A 15,340-nucleotide genomic window follows, 5' to 3' on the forward strand; every position below is an offset into this window, starting at 1 on the left:
CCTTCGGCGGTACTTCCCCCAGAGGGGGAAGAGACGTCGGGTTGCGGCTTCGGTTCTCTTCCCCTCTTACCGCACCCCGCCGGCGCGCAGGTTGATGCCGTATTCCAGGTAGGCCTTCAGCGCGGCGATGAAGAACATCCAGCCGCCGGCGTTGCCGTGCGAGAAGGGCAGGGCGGCCGCGCCGCCGCGCCAGCCGGTCTCGGCGATCTGCAGCATGGTGGCACCGTCCTCCAGCGGCACGAACAGCATCTCGACGGTGGTGTTGTAGCCGCCGCCGTCGGCTGCCGGCCATTCGAAGACGAGGCGGCGGTCCTGTTCGACCTCGCGCACGATCACCGGGATGCGGAACTCGAACTCCGGGAATTTCCAGGTGACCTCGGCGCCGGCCGTCAGCGGGCCGCTGGCCTCGCCCAGGAAGTAGCCGGTGATCTTCGCCGGGTTGACCACGGCCTCGAACACCTCCGCCGCCGGCCGGCGGATCTTCAGCTGCACGCGGTACATCTCGTCCATGGGGGGGATCCTTGCCCTTGAAAGCCGGCCCAATATGTTATAGAAACATAACATGTCAAGCGATCCCGCCCCGACGACACCGGCCGACCGGGACGACCTGGTGTTCAGGGCGCTGGCCGATCGTCGTCGGCGCGAGATGCTGGATCTGCTGAAAGCGGCGCCGCGCACCACCGGCGACCTGTGCGACCACTTCGCCGGCCAGCTCGACCGCTGCACGGTGATGCAGCACCTGGGCGTGCTGGAGCGGGCCGAGCTGCTGATCGCCCACCGCCAGGGCCGCCAGCGCTGGAACTACCTGAACGCCGCCCCCTTCCAGGACATCCACGAGCGCTGGATCTCGGCCTACGCCGCCCCGGCGGCGGGCTTCCTGGCGCGGCTGAAGCGGCAGCTCGAGGGCGAAGGCGGCGAGGGCGGCGAGGGTGGCGAGAGAGCCTAGGCGGGTTCGACCCGGAAGTCGTAGGCCCCGCCGTCCTGGATCAGCAGCACCTGGGCGTCGACGCCGCCGGCGTTGACCAGCCGGTGCGCCGCGCCGGCCGGGGTCTCGGCGCGATCGCCGGGGTCCAGCACGCGGACGGCGGGCGGGTCCCGGGTCTCCACGGTGATCGCGCCGGTCACGCAGATGGCCAGGTCGCGCACCGCGGTATGCCGATGCCAGGGGGTCGCCTCGCCAGGAGCGAACACGAAGGCGCGCACCAGCACGCCGGGCCCGCTGGCCAGCACCTCCACCGCCTTCACCGCATAGGGCCGGGTCATGGCCGCCTGTCTCCCCTCGGGCTTGCAATGGACCTGGCGACAATGCGCTTGACGAGTGGTGATATCAATATCACTTCTGTCCGGTCATCACAGGATCGCCCCATGACCGTCACCCTTTCCCCTGCCGACCTGCGCGCCGCCGTGGGCGTTCCCGCCGGCTCGCCCACCCTCGAGGTCGACGGCGTTCGCCTGGCCTATGACCGGCAGGGCGCCGGCCCGCCGGTGGTCTGCCTCAGCGCCATCCAGCACGGCGCGCGCGACTTCGACGCCTTTGCCGAGCGGGTGCGGGACCGTTTCGAGGTGATCCGCCTGGACTGGCCGGGGCATGGCCGCTCGGGCCAGGACCGCGAACCGGCGTCCGCTGCGCGCTACGGCGCCCTGCTGGCGGGGGTGCTGCGGGCGCTGGACCTCGACGCGCCGATCCTGCTGGGCTGCTCGATCGGCGGGGCGGCGGCGATCCACGCGGCGGCGGCCAGCCGGGACGAGGGGCGGCCGGTGCGCGCCCTGGCGCTGTGCGACGCCGGCGGGCTGGTGGCGGCCGACCCGTCGGTGAGCCGGGCCTGCGCGGCCATGGCCGGGGTCTTCGCCGCGGGCGAGCGCGGTGCGGCCTGGTTCGACCTCGCCTTTTCGGCCTACTACCGCTGGCTGGTGCTGCCGCAGCCCGCGGCGGCGGCGCAGCGCCGGCGGATCGTCGCCGCGGGCCGGGCGACGGCCGGTGTCGCCCGTCAGGCCTGGGAGAGCTTCGGCCGGCCGCAGGCGGACATCCGCGCCGTGCTCGCCGGGCTGCAGGTTCCGGTGTGGGCGGCCTGGGCGGCGCAGGAGCGGATCGTGCCGCTGGTCCGCTGCCGCGCGGCGCTGGAGACGGCGGGGGCGGAGATTTCCAGCTTCCGCGGCGGCCACGCCGCCTTCCTGGAACAGCCGGACGCCTTCGCCGAGGGCTTCGCGGACTTCGTGCGGCGGCGCGCGCCGCCGGCTTCGGCCGTCAGCCCGCCGGCTCCAAGGGCGGTCGCCTGACCGGGCGCGCGGCCAGGCGCCGGCCCGCCAGGAACGCCAGGCCGAAGACGATGCCGGCCCCGCCCGACGCCAGAAAGGCGGTGCGGTAGCCGATCGCCTGGGCGATCGGGCCGAAGGTCAGGTAGAGGCTGGAGGCGCCGATCTGGGCGGCCAGGGTCTTCATCGAGCCCACGGTCGCCCGGTTGCCGGAGCTGACGGTCTGCTGCAGGCGGCCCTCGAACACGGTGTCGGTGAGCTTGAGGATGGCGCTGTAGACGATCAGGATCGCCATGCACCAGGGCTGGAAGATCGCCGCCGCCGTGGCCAGCATCGCGCCGCACAGCGCCATCGCGGCGTAGAACCAGCGGCGGGTGCGCGCGAACACCCGGTGCGCCAGGGTGTTGGCCAGCGCTTCCAGCAGCGACTGGCCGCCGACGAACAGGGCGATCACCGGCCGGCCGAGCCCGGTCTTGGCCCCGAACACCGGCCAGAACTCGCTGAGCGACTGGCCCAGCGCCAGCACCACCGCCGAGAACGCCAGGATCGACAGCACGGTCGGCTGTCGTCCCGCCTCGACCACCGCCGAGCGCAGGTGTTCCAGATAGCCGCGGTCCTCCACCTCCAGGGCGCGCGGCGCCGGCGGCAGGGCGGCGCTGGCCAGGAAGCACAGGCCGCAGGCCACGGCGCTGGCGGCCAGGGCGACGCCGTAGCCGAAGCCCACGGTCGCCGCCGCGCCGAGCGAGGCGGCCAGCGTGCCGATCGCCTGCGCCGCCCGCGCCCGGCCGATCACCTTCGGGTAGTCGCCGGTGCGGTCCAGCGCCTTCAGCTCGTCGTAGACCATCGCCTCGAAGGTGCCCGAGGTGAAGGCGCTCTTCACGCCCCACAGGATCAGGCCGACGAAATAGCCCCAGAAGTGCGGGTCCAGCGCCCAGGCGGCGAAGCCGACCGCGCGGGCGAGCTGGGCGCAGGCCAGCACCCACTTGCGCGGCGCCCGGTCGGCCACCAGGCCCGAGGGAGCCTGCAGGATGAAGGTGGTCACCGACCAGGCGGTCAGGATGATGGAGATCTCCACCGGCTTCAGGCCGGCGTCGACGAACATCACCGTGTACAGCGGCCCGATCAGCACGCAGGCGTCGAACACCTTGAAGGCGTAGATCCTGGCCAGGAAGCCCCCGAAGGGGCTCAAGCCGCCGAAGACGCCCGATCCGCTCATCGTCCTGGCTTGCGGCGTTCCGCCCGGATGATCAAGCGCTCCGTGGACGGCGCATGGCGTAGGCCAGGCCCAGGGCCACGATGCCGACGCCGAACGCCAGGAAGGCCGTGCGGTACGAGGTCGACGCGGCCAGCGGACCGAAGCCGAGGTAGAGGGCGGTGATCGCCGCCTGAACGGCGAAGCCCTTCACCGACCCCAGGGTGGCGCGGGTCTCGTCGGGGATGGCGTGCTGCAGCCGGCCCTCGAACACGGTGTCGACCACCTTGAACAGGCCGCTGAAGGCGATCAGCAGCAGCACCGAGGCCGGGCGGAACAGGCCCGCGGCGATCGCCAGCAGCACCCCGCCCGCCGCCACCGCCAGGTAGAAGGCGCGGTCGGGCAGGCCGCGGGCGCGGTGGGCGAGGGCGGCGGCGACGGCCTGGCCGGCGCTCATCGCCCCCAGGAACAGGGCGACGGCGCTGTTGGAGAGGCCCGCGCGGCTGGCGAAGATGGTCCAGAACTCGTCCAGCGCCCCGCCTAGCGCCATCACCAGGGCGATGAACACGATCAGGTCCAGCAGGGCCGGCGCGCGAAGCGCCTGACCCAGGCCCAGCCTCAGGTGCGCCAGGTAGTCCGGCGGCCGCGCCGCGCCGCTGGGGGGCGCCCTGGGCAGGGTCAGCGGCAGGACCGCGGCCACGGCGCAGGCGGCCAGGCTGGCCTGCAGCAGCGCGCCGTAGCCCGCGCCGGCCAGCAGCGCCGCGCCGCCGGACGCGGCCAGGATGGCGGCGAACTGCACGGCGTCGGCGCGGCCGATCACCCGGGTGTAGTCGCCGACCCGCCCCGCCGCCTTGAGCTCGTCATAGACCAGGGCCTCGAACGTGCCCGAGGTGAACGCGCTCTTGGCGCCCCACAGCAGGAAGCCGCCGACGAAGCCCCAGAGGTGGGGATGGAGCAGCCACAGGGCGTAGCCGGCCAGCCGGAACAGCTGGGCGAGGGCCAGGACCCAGCGCCGCGGCCAGCGGTCGGCGATGACGCCGGCGGGGATCTCCAGCACGAAGGCGGTGGTCGACCACGCGGCCAGGGCCAGGCCGATCTGCGCCGGGTTCAGCCCGGCGTCGACGAACATCACCGCGTACAGCGGATAGATCAGGATGAAGGCGTCCGCCGCCTTGAAGGTATAGATCCGCGCGAGGAAGGTCATGGGGCTGCGCTCAGCTGGAGCCCCCATCCCCCGCTTCGCGGGGACTTCCCCCAGGGGGGGAAGAGAACTGCGGCTTCAGCGTCCCGTCTCTTCCCCCTCTGGGGGAAGTACGGCCGAAGGCCGGGATGGGGGCTGCGGCCGAAAGCCGTCAGCGAAGGAATCCCGCCTCCGCGAAGTCGAGCATCCGGTTCAGCAGGACGTCGGTGTCGCCCTCGCGGGTCAGGCCGTCGGACAGGATGTGCAGGCGGTCGAATTCGGCGAAGCGGTTGTTGTGGATCAGCCCCAGGCAGAAGTGCAGCCGCCAGTAGACCTCTTCCGGCGCCAGCTCCGGGCGGGCGGCGATCAGGGCGTCGGCGAAGCGGCGCAGGTGCGAGACGTCGGTGCGCAGCGCCTCGCGCATGGCCTCGGTGCCCTCGCTGCGGGCGCGGATGATGAACTGCACCGAGATGCCGCGCCCGCTCTCCGGCCTGGACCAGCGCAGCGGCGGCTCGAACAGGGCGCGCAGGATCTCGCGCACCGGCGGCCTGCCGGCGTGGCGGTCGTTGGCCTCGTGCAGCATCCGCGCCCGCTCGCGGTTCAGCTCCGCCGTGCGCCGGCGGAAGATCTCGAACAGCAGGGCGTCCTTGGAGCCGAAGTGGTAGTTGACGCTGGCCAGGTTGACCCCCGCCTCGGCGGTGATGTCGCGCACCGAGACGTTCTGGAAGCCGTGCAGGGCGAACAGCCGTTCGGCGGCCGCCAGCACCTGGGCCTTGGTCGCGGCCTCGCGCTCGGCGTCCGGGGCGTCGTCGGCGGGGCTTTGAATGGGCGCTTCGCTCACGGGGACTCGCGGTCAAACTGTTGTTTGACCGATACTCTTAGGCCGTAAGCGGACGGGCGCAAGGGCGACGGCAGGGAAGGGTAGCGGCGGCTCAGACCGGCAGCGCCGGAACGCCAAACTGGGGGGCGGCCGCGGCCAGCCGTTCGTCCAGGGTGCAGAGGCTGGCGCCGAGATCGGCGGTCACTGCCAGGTGAAGCGCATCGCCGGCGCGCAGGCCGAGGTCGTGGCGGTCGGCGTACCGCGCGGCGGTCCGAAAGTGTTGTCCACCGACGGCGACGACCGTCAGGCTGTCCGCCGCCATCCGATGAACCTGAGCCAGCGCCGCCGCGCGCTCATCCAACGCGATCTGGCCTGTCCGCAGTTTGATGGACAGGGCCGACGACATCTCTGTCACGACCCAATCGCTGATGAAGAGCAGGTTTGGGTCCTGGGTCGCCAGCCATGCCTGGACCCGGTGGGTGGACGGCTCGCGGACCAGTGCTGCGACCAGCAGCGACGTGTCGAGGTACAGGCTCAATAGCGAGCGTCGCCGCGCATATCGCGCACGGTATCGGCGTCGGTTTCGCCGGCCATCCCATCCGTCAATGCTCGCAGGGCGACAAGGTCGATGGGCTTGAGCTGTCGGCGTACGGCCGTCAGCTCAACCACAGGCTTGCCGCGCCGCGTGATGCGAACGGAGTCGCCCTCTTCAACTCGATTGATGAGTTCGCTCAGCCGAGCCTTGGCATCGGCCACCGTCACGTCCTTCATCGACGTCTCCTGACCATCTAGATGATCATATAGGCCTCGTCGCGCGGGCAGCCAAGCACGGCGCCCCCCACGCCCGTTTGAGCGACGTCGGCAGCCGGCGCGTCTTAGCGCACCAGCTCCTTCATCGCCTTTTCCAGGCCCTCGATGGTCAGCGGGAACATGCGGTCGCCGACGATCTCGCGCATCACGCTGATCGAGGGGGTGTGGTCCCAGTGGCGCTGCGGGGTGGGGTTCAGCCAGGCGACCGAGTCCCAGGTCTTGACCACCCGGTCGAGCCAGACCGCGCCCGGCTCCTCGTTCCAGTGCTCCACCGAGCCGCCCGGATAGGTGATCTCGTAGGGGCTCATCGTCGCGTCGCCGACGAAGATGATCTTATAGTCCTTGCCGAACCGGTTGAGGATGTCCCAGGTGTCCAGCTTCTCGGAATGCCGGCGCCGGTTGTCCTTCCACACGCTCTCGTACAGGCAGTTGTGGAAGTAATAGAACTCCATGTTCTTGAACTCGGTGCGCGCGGCGCTGAACAGCTCCTCGCAGACCCGGATGTGGCTGTCCATCGAGCCGCCGATGTCGAAGAACAGCAGCACCTTGATGGTGTTGCGCCGCTCCGGCTGCATGATCAGGTCGAGATAGCCCTTGTTGGCCGTCTCCTTGATCGTGCCCTTCATGTCCAGTTCGTCGGGCTGGCCGGTGCGGGCGAACTTGCGCAGCCGGCGCAGGGCCACCTTGATGTTGCGGGTGCCGAGTTCGACCTGGTCGTCGAGGTTCTTGTACTCGCGCTTGTCCCAGACCTTGATCGCCTTGCCGTGGCGGCCCTTGTCCTGGCCGATGCGGATGCCTTCGGGGTGGTAGCCGTTGGCGCCGATGGGCAGGTTGCGGCCCTTGCCCTTGGCGTTCTCGTCGTCCTCGCCGTCGTCGCCGTCGCCCTGCTGCTGGCGCATCTGCTCCTGCAGCATCTCCATGAACTTGTCGAAGCCGCCCATGGCCTCGATCTGGGCCTTCTCCTCGTCGGTGAGGAAGCTCTCGGTCAGGCGCTTCAGCCACTCGGCCGGGATGTCCGTCGCCTTCTCCAGGCTGAACAGCTCCAGGCCCTTGAACACGTGGCCGAACACCACGTCGAAGCGGTCCAGATACTTCTCGTCCTTCACCAGCGCCGCGCGCGACAGGTAGTAGAATTCCTCGACCCGCCGGTCGATCACCGACTTGTCCATGCCCTCCATGAGCATGAGGTATTCCTTGAGGGTCACCGGGATCTTGGCGGCCTTCAGCTCGGAAAAGAAGTTCAGGAACATCGGCGGCGGCCTTTCGGCGGAAATTCGAACGGTTGTTTATCGGCTGAGATTGGGGGCTGGCGGGCCCCGTGTCCAGTGTTTCAAGGCCTGCCGCGACGTCGGGTTCCGCCCGGGGGCTGGCTTGTTCTCCGCTGGAGCCCCCATCCCCGGCTTCGCCGGTACTTCCCCCAAAAGGGGGAAGAGAAGCAGCGCCAAACCCGCACCACCGTTCTCTTCCCCCATTGGGGGAAGTACGGCCGAAGGCCGGGATGGGGGCTCCAGCCGGACTCAGGCCGCCCCCTTCGCCCCCGCCTTGCGGCGCAGGATGAACTCGTGGTCGCGGGTGTTCCCCACCACGAAGTCGTAGGTCCCGACCTTTTCGAAGCCGTGGCGGGCGTAGAGGCGCTGGGCGCCGAGGTTCTCGGACCAGACGCCGATCCACAGGTCGCGCGGGCCGTCCTTTTCCAGCCAGGCGAACACCTCGGCCATCAGCCGCGCGCCGATGCCGCCGCCCTGGTGGTCCTTCAGCATGTACAGCCGGTCGAGCTCGCCATGCTCGGGCGAGGCCTCCGGGTGCGGCAGCTTGGCGGGGCAGGCCAGGGCGTAGCCGACGGCCTGGCCATCCGTCTCCACCAGCCACAGGGCCTTGGCGGGATCGGCGAGGTCGGCGCGGGCGCGCGCGACGCTGTGCGACTGGGCCAGGAACTGGGCCAGGTCCTCGGGCGGATAGAGGTGGGCGAAAGTGTCCGAGAAGGTGCGCGCGCCCAGTTGGGCGATGGTCTCGGCGTCGGCGGCGACCGCGCGGCGGATCTGGTAGTCACTCATGTTTACGGCGGCCCCTCCCCAATGGCCTTGGACGCGGAGTTCTCTTAAGCTCCCTATATGGCCCTCGCCTTCTATACGCACGCCGACATGCTGCAGCACCGGCCCAGCGACCGGCACGTGGAATCGCCCGGCCGGCTGCTGGCCGTGACCCGGGCGATCGCCGAGGACATCGACCTCAATCCGGAGACGCGCCCGTTCGCCGCAGCCACCCGCGACGAGCTGCTGGCCGTGCATTCGGCCGGCTATCTGGACGCCGTCGCCCGCGCCGCGCCCGCCGAAGGCCGCATCAGCCTGGACGAGGACACGCAGATGTCGCCGGGCACGCTGCGCGCCGCCGAACTGGCCGCCGGCGCGGTGATCGAGGCGGTGCGCGCCGTGGCCCGCGGGGAGGGCGACCGGGCGTTCTGCGCCGTGCGCCCGCCTGGACACCATGCCGGTCCCGACTTTCCGATGGGCTTTTGCATCTATTCCAATGTCGCCATCGCCGCGCGGGCCGCCCAGGCCGCCGGTCTGGCCAAGGTGGCGGTGGTCGACTTCGACGTGCACCATGGCAACGGCACCCAGGCGGTGTTCGAGGCCGACCCCAGCCTGTTCCTGGCCTCGATCCACCAGTCGCCGCTGTGGCCCGGCAGTGGCGACGCCTCGGAGACCGGCGTCGGCAACATCGCCAACGGCACGGTCGCGCCCATGGCCCCGCGCGAGACCTGGCGGCGCACCTTCGAGGGCCTGATGCAGCGGGTCGACGCCTTCGCCCCCGACCTGATCCTGATCTCGGCCGGGTTCGACGCCCACGCCCGCGATCCCCTGGCCGAGCAGCAGCTGGAGGCCGAGGACTACGCCTGGGCCACCCGCGCCATCGTGCAGGTGGCCAACGCCCGCGCCGGCGGGCGGGTTGTGTCGTCCCTCGAGGGCGGCTACGACCTGCAGGCTCTCGGCCAGTCGGCCCTGGCGCACGCCCGCGCGCTGGCGGCGGCTTGAACGGGGTCCTGACGGCGGTGCGAGGGTGGGTTTGAGCGACGCCATGGCGGCCTACGCCGACGACCTGCAGTCCGACGCGCCCGACCGCCCGGGCGCCGTGGTGCTGTGCCGCCACGGCGAGCCGGCCCTGTCGCGCAAGGTGCGGCTGTCGGCGGCCGGCTATCGCGCCTGGTGGGCGCAGTACGAGCTGGGCGGGCTGAAGATGGACCAGGAGGTGCCGCTGGGCCTCAAGGCGATCGCCGAGAAATGCGGCTTCCTGATCTCGTCCACCCGGCTGCGCTCGATCCAGACCGCCCAGGCGCTGGGGCTGGAGCGCGCCTTCGCCGAGGATCCGCTGTTCATCGAGGCGCCCCTGCCGCCGCCCAACTTCCCCGAGTGGTTCAAGCTGTCGCCCCGCCTGTGGGGCTTCGTCGCCCGGGTGTGGTGGTGGTTCTTCGATCACAACGAAGGCCAGGAGAGCCGCGCCGAGGCGCAACTGCGCGCCGAGGAGGCCGCCCGCCAGCTGATCGACCTGGCCGCCACCGGCCAGGACGTGCTGGTGGTGGCGCACGGCTTCTTCAACGGCATGGTGGGCGAGGCGCTGAAGCGGCTCGGCTGGCGCTGCGTCAACGACCAGGGTTTCCGCTACTGGTCGGCCCGCCGCTTTGAAATTGCCGCAAAGGGCTGATCTCAGGCCGCCCCTCGACTGGGTATTTCCCACATTTCTCCTCGCCTGACAGGCGAGGGCCGCATTGCCCGGCGTCGTCCTGCTCGATAGGGTGCGCCGCTTCAATTCCGGAGTTTCCATGAGCCAAGCCCCCGAGATCGCGGGCCTGACCTTCGAGCAGGCGCTGGACGAGCTGGAGAAGATCGTCTCCGAGCTGGAGTCCGGCCGCGCCGAGCTCGAGCGGTCGATCCAGGTCTATGAGCGCGGCGCCCTGTTGAAGGCGCATTGCGAAGCCAAGCTTAAGGAAGCCCAGCTGCGTGTGGAGAAGATCGTGATGGGGGCACAGGGGCCTCAAGGCGTTGAACCGGCGGACTTTTCGTGACCGTGCTCGCGCCTGACCTTTCCAAGCGCATCGCCGAATCGGCCGATGTCGTCACCGTCGCCCTGGACGAACTGCTGCCGCGCGCCGACGGCCCGGAATCGCGACTGACCGAGGCCATGCGCTATGCGGCCCTGGGGCCGGGCAAGCGGCTGCGCCCGTTCTTCGCCATCGAGACCGGCCGCATGTTCGGCCTGGCCGAGCGGCCGGTGCTGCGCGCCGCCTGCGCCCTGGAGTGCGTGCACGCCTATTCGCTGGTGCACGACGACCTGCCGTGCATGGACGACGATGACCTGCGCCGCGGCCGCCCGACGGTGCACAAGGCCTATGACGAGGCGACCGCCGTGCTGGCGGGCGACGCCCTGCTGACGGTGGCCTTCGAGATCATGGCCCATCCGGACACCCACGAGGACGGATCGGTGCGCGCCGAGCTGGTGCGGCGATTGGCCGTAGCCTCCGGCGCCCGCGGCATGGTCGGCGGCCAGATGATCGACCTGATGGGCGTGCGCGACGACCTGGGCACGGTGGCGCGGATGCAGCGCATGAAGACCGGCGCGCTGATCGCCTGCGCCTTCGAGCTGCCGCTGGCCATGGCCAAGCCCAAGGACCAGGAACGCCAGGCGCTGATGGCGTTTGCGCACGATATCGGCCTGGCCTTCCAGATCGTCGACGACCTGCTGGACGCCGAGTCCACCGCCGCCGAACTGGGCAAGGCGGCGGGCAAGGACGCCGACAAGGGCAAGGCTAACTATGTGACTTTGCTCGGGGTCGAGGCAGCCCGCGAGCGGCTGGCCCTGCTGACGGCGCAGACCAAGGCGCACCTGGATCAGTTCGGCGCAGGCGGTCAAATTTTGCGGTCGGCGGTCGATTTTGTGCTAGATCGGAAGTCATAGAGAGTCTCCCTGCCTAGACGTAGGGCGCGTAACTCGGTCGGATACAGTCCCGCATGAAACCCAATACCCCCTTGCTCGACACCGTGAAGAGTCCTGCGGACACGCGCGGCCTGTCGATCCCCGAACTGCGTCAGCTCGCGGACGAACTGCGCGCCGAGACCATCGACGTGGTTTCGGTCACGGGCGGCCACTTCGGCTCCGGTCTGGGGGTGGTCGAGCTGACCGTCGCCCTGCACCATGTGTTCGAGACGCCGCGCGACATCGTCGTGTGGGACGTCGGCCACCAGGTCTATCCGCACAAGATCCTCACCGGCCGGCGCGACCGCATCCGCACCCTGCGCCAGGCCGGCGGCCTGTCCGGCTTCACCAAGCGCGCCGAGAGCGAGTACGATCCGTTCGGCGCGGCGCACGCCGGCACCTCGATCTCCGCGGCGCTGGGCTTCGCCGCCGCCCGCGACCAGCGCGGCGACAACAACAAGGTGGTCGCCGTGATCGGCGACGGCTCGATGAGCTCGGGCATGGCCTACGAGGCCATGAACAACGCGGCCGAGACCACCGGCCAGCTGATCGTCATCCTCAACGACAACGACATGTCGATCGCCCCGCCCGTCGGCGGCATGAGCGCCTACCTGGCCGGCCTGGTCAGCGGCGGCGCCTACCAGTCGATGCGCAAGTTCGGCAAGAAGGTCGCCGGCCACCTGCCGCGCCCGTTCCACGACATGGCCCGCAAGGCCGAGGAATACGCCCGCGGCATGGTCACCGGCGGCACCTTCTTCGAGGAGATGGGCTTCCACTACGTCGGGCCGATCGACGGGCACAATCTGGAGCACCTGGTTCCGGTGCTGAAGAACGTGCGCGAGATCGACGACAAGCCGGTGCTGATCCACGTGGTCACGCAGAAGGGCAAGGGCTACGCCCCGGCCGAGAGCGCCGCCGACAAGCTGCACGCCGTGGTCAAGTTCGACGTGGTCAGCGGGACCCAGCAGAAGGCGCAGTCCAACGCGCCGCAGTACACCAAGGTGTTCGCCAACGAGCTGATCAAGCAGGCCGAGCGCGACCCGAAGATCGTCGCCATCAACGCGGCCATGCCGTCGGGCACCGGCCTGGACATCTTCGGCGCCAAGTTCCCGCATCGCACCTTCGACGTGGGCATCGCCGAACAGCACGCGGTGACCTTCGCCGCCGGGATGGCCGCCGACGGCATGAAGCCGTTCGCGGTGATCTATTCCACCTTCCTGCAGCGCGGCTATGACCAGGTGGTGCACGACGTGGCCATCCAGGGCCTGCCGGTGCGCTTCGCCATGGACCGCGCGGGCCTGGTGGGCGCCGACGGACCGACGCACGCCGGCAGCTTCGACATCGGCTACCTGGGCCAGCTGCCCGGGTTCGTGATCATGGGCCCGTCCGACGAGGCCGAGCTGGCGCACATGATCTCCACCGCCGTGCAGATCGACGACCGCCCCAGCGCCTTCCGCTATCCGCGCGGCGAGGGCGTCGGCGTGCAGATCCCCGACTTCGCCGAGCCGCTGGAGATCGGCAAGGGCCGCATCGTGCGCGAAGGCTCGACGGTGGCGATCCTGTCGTTCGGCACCCGGCTGCAGGAATCGCTGAAGGCCGCCGAGATGCTGGCCGCGCGCGGCTTTTCCACCACCGTGGCCGACGCCCGTTTCGCTAAGCCGCTGGACGTGGACCTGATCCTGCGCCTGGCGCGCGAGCACGAGGCGCTGATCACGGTCGAGGAAGGCGCGGTGGGCGGCTTCGGCGCCTTCGTGCTGCACGCCCTGGCCGAGCACGGCGCCCTGGATCGCGGCCTGAAGGTGCGCACCTTGACCCTGCCGGACTATTTCCAGGACCAGGACCCGAAGATGGACGCCATGTACGCCCAGGCGGGTCTCGACGCGGAAGGCATCGTGCGCGGCGCCCTGTCGGCCCTGGGCGCGAACAAGGCGGCCAAGCCGCTGCGGGCCTAGGCGTCGGAGGCTCCCTTCTCTTCCCCCTCTGGGGGAAGTCCCGGCGAAGCCGGGGATGGGGGCTCCAGCGGAGACCAGGCGTCAGCGCAATCTGGAGCCCTCCCACGCGGGCTGGAACTGCACACATCCCAAGGGGCGGGTGCGGTCCTTCTCCCCTTGCGGGAGAAGGTGGCCCGCGCAGCGGGTCGGATGAGGGGTTGGTGACCTTCGAGACTAGCGTGCAGAGGCCGGGCGCGGCCCCAACCGGAGACGCCGCGTCCACCCCTCATCCGTCTTGCTGCGCAAGACACCTTCTCCCGCAAGGGGAGAAGGCGAGTGCAACGCTTCATCGAGGTGTCTGCAGTTGCTGGCCTCCGCGGGGGGGGCGAGTCCCTATTTCGTGCAGCTCTTGACGAACTTGGCCGCCAGCGCCGCGGGGGCGGGCGGCAGCTTGGGGGTCTCGCCGAAGGCGGTGAGCTTCAGGGCGCCGCTGGCGGCGAAGGCTTGAGCCACTGGGCTGGCGGCGGGCAGGACAAGATCGATCTCTGAGCCGCCGTTCATCTGGTCGGCGTTGGCCTTGCCGGCGATGTCGGCCGCCGCGGCGCCGGAGGCGGCGTGGACGGTGACGGCCCACGGGGCGCGATGGCCGGCCTTGTCCGCCCAGGTGTCGCCCACCTGGTGGTCGGCGAGGTTGTGGTCCACCAGGAAGGTGACGTCGATGCGCCCGGCGTGCGGCTTGCAGCGCAGGCTGGCGGCCATGTCCTCGCCGTCGCCGTCGGTGAGCATCGTCTCGCCGTCCGCGCTGGCCAGGCGCCACGGGCTGCGGGCCAGGGCCGGCGTGGCGGCGGCGACGGCCAGAACAGCCAGCGCCGCCAGGCATCCCGCCGCGCGGCTCATCGCCCGCAAATCCGCATCAGCTTGCCGACCATGTCCATCGGCGCGGCGGGCGGGCGGACGTTGGTCCCCAGCGCGGCCAGCCGCAGGTCGCCGGTCTTGCCGAAGCTGGCCATCATCGGGCTGGCGGCGGCGAGATCGGCCTCCAGGACCGTGCGCCGGCCGTCATGCGCGTCCGCGCTGGCCCGGGCCGAGATCTCCAGGTCCTTGGCTCCCGAATAGATGGTCATCAGGCCGGTGGCGCCCATCCGCTTGGGGTTGAACTTGAAGCTCTGGGTGACGGTCATCACGCCGCGGCGGCCGGAGCAGCCGATCTGGGTGGCGTCGGGATCGGCGCCCACGCGCTTGCCGTACTGCAGGTAGGGCTGTGGCGCATCGTCGAACAGGACCCAGGCGCGGGGGTCCTGGCGGGCGGCGGTGGGGGTGGCCGCCAGCAGCGCCAGGGCGGCGACGACCGGGGGCAAAAGCAAAAGCGTGACTGGTTTCATGGCCAGTCACGCTTAGCCAGAGAACGGCGTTCAGTCCAGGGCGCAGGTGGCCCTGGAGCGGCCTAGAACGGCGTCACCCGCTGCAGCAGGGCGGTGCCGACCGGGGTCTTCTGCACGGTGCTGATGTCGCCGCGGCCGCCGTAGGAGATGCGCGCTTCGGCGATCTGGGTGTGCTTGATGGTGTTGGACGAGGAGATGTCCTCGGGCCGCACGATGCCGGCGATGGTCAGCTCGCGCAGCTCGTTGTTGGTCTTCACCTCCTGGCTGCCCTGGATCACCAGGTTGCCGTTCGGCAGCACCTGGGTGACCACCGCGGCCACCGTCAGGCTGATCTGCTCGGAGCGGTTCACCGCGCCGGAGCCGGCGTTGGCGGTGGCCGAGCTGGTCGACACCATGTTGGTCGGGTCGTAGGCCTTGGGCAGGATCTTGCCCAGGGTCGACTCCAGGCCGAAGAAGTGCGGCACGCCCATCTGGTTGGTGGTCGTGCGCGAGGTGTTGGTGCCGTTCGAGGTCTTGGCCGAATCGGCGATCGAGATGTTGACGGTCAGGATGTCGCCGACGCGGCTGGCGCGCTGGTCGTTGAAGAAGGCGCGCGCGCCGGTGCGCCACAGGGAGTTGGCCGAGGCGCGCTGCGGCGCGGGATCGCGGCCGGAGGAGGCCAGGCCGAGCTCCTGGTTCTGGGGCACCAGCTGGGCGGGATAGCCGATGGGCGACAGCTTGGGGCCGTTGACGGCCTCCTTGATGCCGCCGCAGGCGCCGAGCGGCAGCAGGATGATCAGGGACAGGGCGGCGGGAATGCGCATG

19 protein-coding genes are annotated in these 15,340 nt (G+C 70.4%); 7 read left to right on the top strand and 12 right to left on the bottom strand.

Annotated features, from left to right (window positions below; all coding sequences use genetic code 11):
* Positions 1 to 66: 66 nt before the first annotated feature.
* On the bottom strand, positions 67 to 510 hold the full coding sequence (locus tag ACO2Q3_RS20230) for an SRPBCC domain-containing protein (RefSeq protein ID WP_423309907.1): 444 nt from the start codon (positions 508 to 510) through the stop codon (positions 67 to 69).
* A 52-nt stretch (positions 511 to 562) separates the two neighbouring features.
* On the opposite strand from ACO2Q3_RS20230, the gene ACO2Q3_RS20235 reads away from it, so the two are divergent.
* A complete protein-coding gene (locus ACO2Q3_RS20235; protein WP_423309909.1) occupies positions 563 to 946 on the top strand; it encodes a helix-turn-helix domain-containing protein in 384 nt (127 codons plus the stop codon).
* Here ACO2Q3_RS20235 and ACO2Q3_RS20240 read toward each other — a convergent pair.
* On the bottom strand, positions 943 to 1,263 hold the full coding sequence (locus tag ACO2Q3_RS20240; protein ID WP_423309911.1) for a cupin domain-containing protein: 321 nt from the start codon (positions 1,261 to 1,263) through the stop codon (positions 943 to 945). The two genes, ACO2Q3_RS20235 and ACO2Q3_RS20240, sit on opposite strands and share 4 nt — an antisense overlap.
* Positions 1,264 to 1,365: 102 nt before the next feature.
* Here ACO2Q3_RS20240 and ACO2Q3_RS20245 point away from each other — a divergent pair, with 102 nt between their 5' ends.
* A complete protein-coding gene (locus ACO2Q3_RS20245; RefSeq protein WP_423309913.1) occupies positions 1,366 to 2,277 on the top strand; it encodes an alpha/beta fold hydrolase in 912 nt (303 codons plus the stop codon).
* On the opposite strand, the gene ACO2Q3_RS20250 is transcribed toward ACO2Q3_RS20245, so the two are convergent.
* From ACO2Q3_RS20250 to ACO2Q3_RS20280, 7 genes are all read right to left on the bottom strand, one after another.
* Complete coding sequence (locus ACO2Q3_RS20250) at positions 2,246 to 3,442, bottom strand: MFS transporter (protein WP_423309915.1); 1,197 nt, start codon at positions 3,440 to 3,442, stop codon at positions 2,246 to 2,248. The two genes, ACO2Q3_RS20245 and ACO2Q3_RS20250, sit on opposite strands and share 32 nt — an antisense overlap.
* Positions 3,443 to 3,500: 58 nt before the next feature.
* Positions 3,501 to 4,649, bottom strand: a complete 1,149-nt coding sequence (locus tag ACO2Q3_RS20255) for an MFS transporter (protein WP_423309917.1) — start codon at positions 4,647 to 4,649, stop codon at positions 3,501 to 3,503.
* Positions 4,650 to 4,797: 148 nt separating this feature from the next.
* A complete protein-coding gene (locus ACO2Q3_RS20260; RefSeq protein ID WP_423309919.1) occupies positions 4,798 to 5,466 on the bottom strand; it encodes a TetR/AcrR family transcriptional regulator in 669 nt (222 codons plus the stop codon).
* A gap of 91 nt (positions 5,467 to 5,557) precedes the next feature.
* Entirely contained in the window at positions 5,558 to 5,983 is a 426-nt protein-coding gene (locus ACO2Q3_RS20265; RefSeq protein ID WP_423309921.1) for a type II toxin-antitoxin system VapC family toxin, read from the bottom strand.
* Complete coding sequence (locus ACO2Q3_RS20270) at positions 5,980 to 6,216, bottom strand: type II toxin-antitoxin system Phd/YefM family antitoxin (protein ID WP_423309923.1); 237 nt, start codon at positions 6,214 to 6,216, stop codon at positions 5,980 to 5,982. Before ACO2Q3_RS20270 ends, ACO2Q3_RS20265 begins: the two co-directional genes overlap by 4 nt.
* A 104-nt stretch (positions 6,217 to 6,320) precedes the next feature.
* A complete protein-coding gene (locus tag ACO2Q3_RS20275; RefSeq protein ID WP_423309925.1) occupies positions 6,321 to 7,505 on the bottom strand; it encodes a vWA domain-containing protein in 1,185 nt (394 codons plus the stop codon).
* A gap of 267 nt (positions 7,506 to 7,772) precedes the next feature.
* Positions 7,773 to 8,309 carry a GNAT family N-acetyltransferase gene (locus ACO2Q3_RS20280; protein WP_423309927.1) on the bottom strand — a complete coding sequence of 179 codons (537 nt, stop codon included), beginning with the start codon at positions 8,307 to 8,309 and terminating at the stop codon, positions 7,773 to 7,775.
* Between the two features lie 57 nt (positions 8,310 to 8,366).
* Between ACO2Q3_RS20280 and ACO2Q3_RS20285 the strand changes: the two genes are divergently transcribed.
* The 5 genes from ACO2Q3_RS20285 to dxs all read left to right on the top strand — a co-directional run bounded on the left by ACO2Q3_RS20285 (position 8,367) and on the right by dxs (position 13,175).
* Entirely contained in the window at positions 8,367 to 9,287 is a 921-nt protein-coding gene (locus tag ACO2Q3_RS20285) for a histone deacetylase family protein (protein ID WP_423309929.1), read from the top strand.
* Positions 9,288 to 9,330: 43 nt separating this feature from the next.
* A complete protein-coding gene (locus tag ACO2Q3_RS20290) occupies positions 9,331 to 9,954 on the top strand; it encodes a histidine phosphatase family protein (protein WP_423309931.1) in 624 nt (207 codons plus the stop codon).
* 118 nt (positions 9,955 to 10,072) lie between these two features.
* On the top strand, positions 10,073 to 10,315 hold the full coding sequence (locus tag ACO2Q3_RS20295; RefSeq protein WP_423309933.1) for an exodeoxyribonuclease VII small subunit: 243 nt from the start codon (positions 10,073 to 10,075) through the stop codon (positions 10,313 to 10,315).
* 2 nt (positions 10,316 to 10,317) lie between these two features.
* Entirely contained in the window at positions 10,318 to 11,205 is an 888-nt protein-coding gene (locus ACO2Q3_RS20300) for a polyprenyl synthetase family protein (RefSeq protein ID WP_423310388.1), read from the top strand.
* Between the two features lie 53 nt (positions 11,206 to 11,258).
* Positions 11,259 to 13,175, top strand: coding sequence for a 1-deoxy-D-xylulose-5-phosphate synthase (gene dxs, locus ACO2Q3_RS20305; protein ID WP_423309935.1), 1,917 nt, complete (start codon positions 11,259 to 11,261; stop codon positions 13,173 to 13,175).
* Between the two features lie 372 nt (positions 13,176 to 13,547).
* Here the strand turns inward: dxs and ACO2Q3_RS20310 are convergent, their stop codons facing one another.
* The 3 genes from ACO2Q3_RS20310 to flgH form a co-directional block, all read right to left on the bottom strand.
* On the bottom strand, positions 13,548 to 14,051 hold the full coding sequence (locus ACO2Q3_RS20310; protein ID WP_423309937.1) for a hypothetical protein: 504 nt from the start codon (positions 14,049 to 14,051) through the stop codon (positions 13,548 to 13,550).
* Complete coding sequence (locus ACO2Q3_RS20315) at positions 14,048 to 14,536, bottom strand: hypothetical protein (protein WP_423309939.1); 489 nt, start codon at positions 14,534 to 14,536, stop codon at positions 14,048 to 14,050. Before ACO2Q3_RS20315 ends, ACO2Q3_RS20310 begins: the two co-directional genes overlap by 4 nt.
* 62 nt (positions 14,537 to 14,598) lie before the next feature.
* The gene (gene flgH, locus ACO2Q3_RS20320; RefSeq protein WP_423309941.1) at positions 14,599 to 15,339 is read right to left on the bottom strand and encodes a flagellar basal body L-ring protein FlgH; all 741 of its coding nucleotides are present in this window, start codon (positions 15,337 to 15,339) and stop codon (positions 14,599 to 14,601) included.
* Position 15,340: the final 1 nt, after the last annotated feature.

This window comes from Caulobacter sp. KR2-114, assembly GCF_049446115.1.
Classification (GTDB): domain Bacteria; phylum Pseudomonadota; class Alphaproteobacteria; order Caulobacterales; family Caulobacteraceae; genus Acaudatibacter.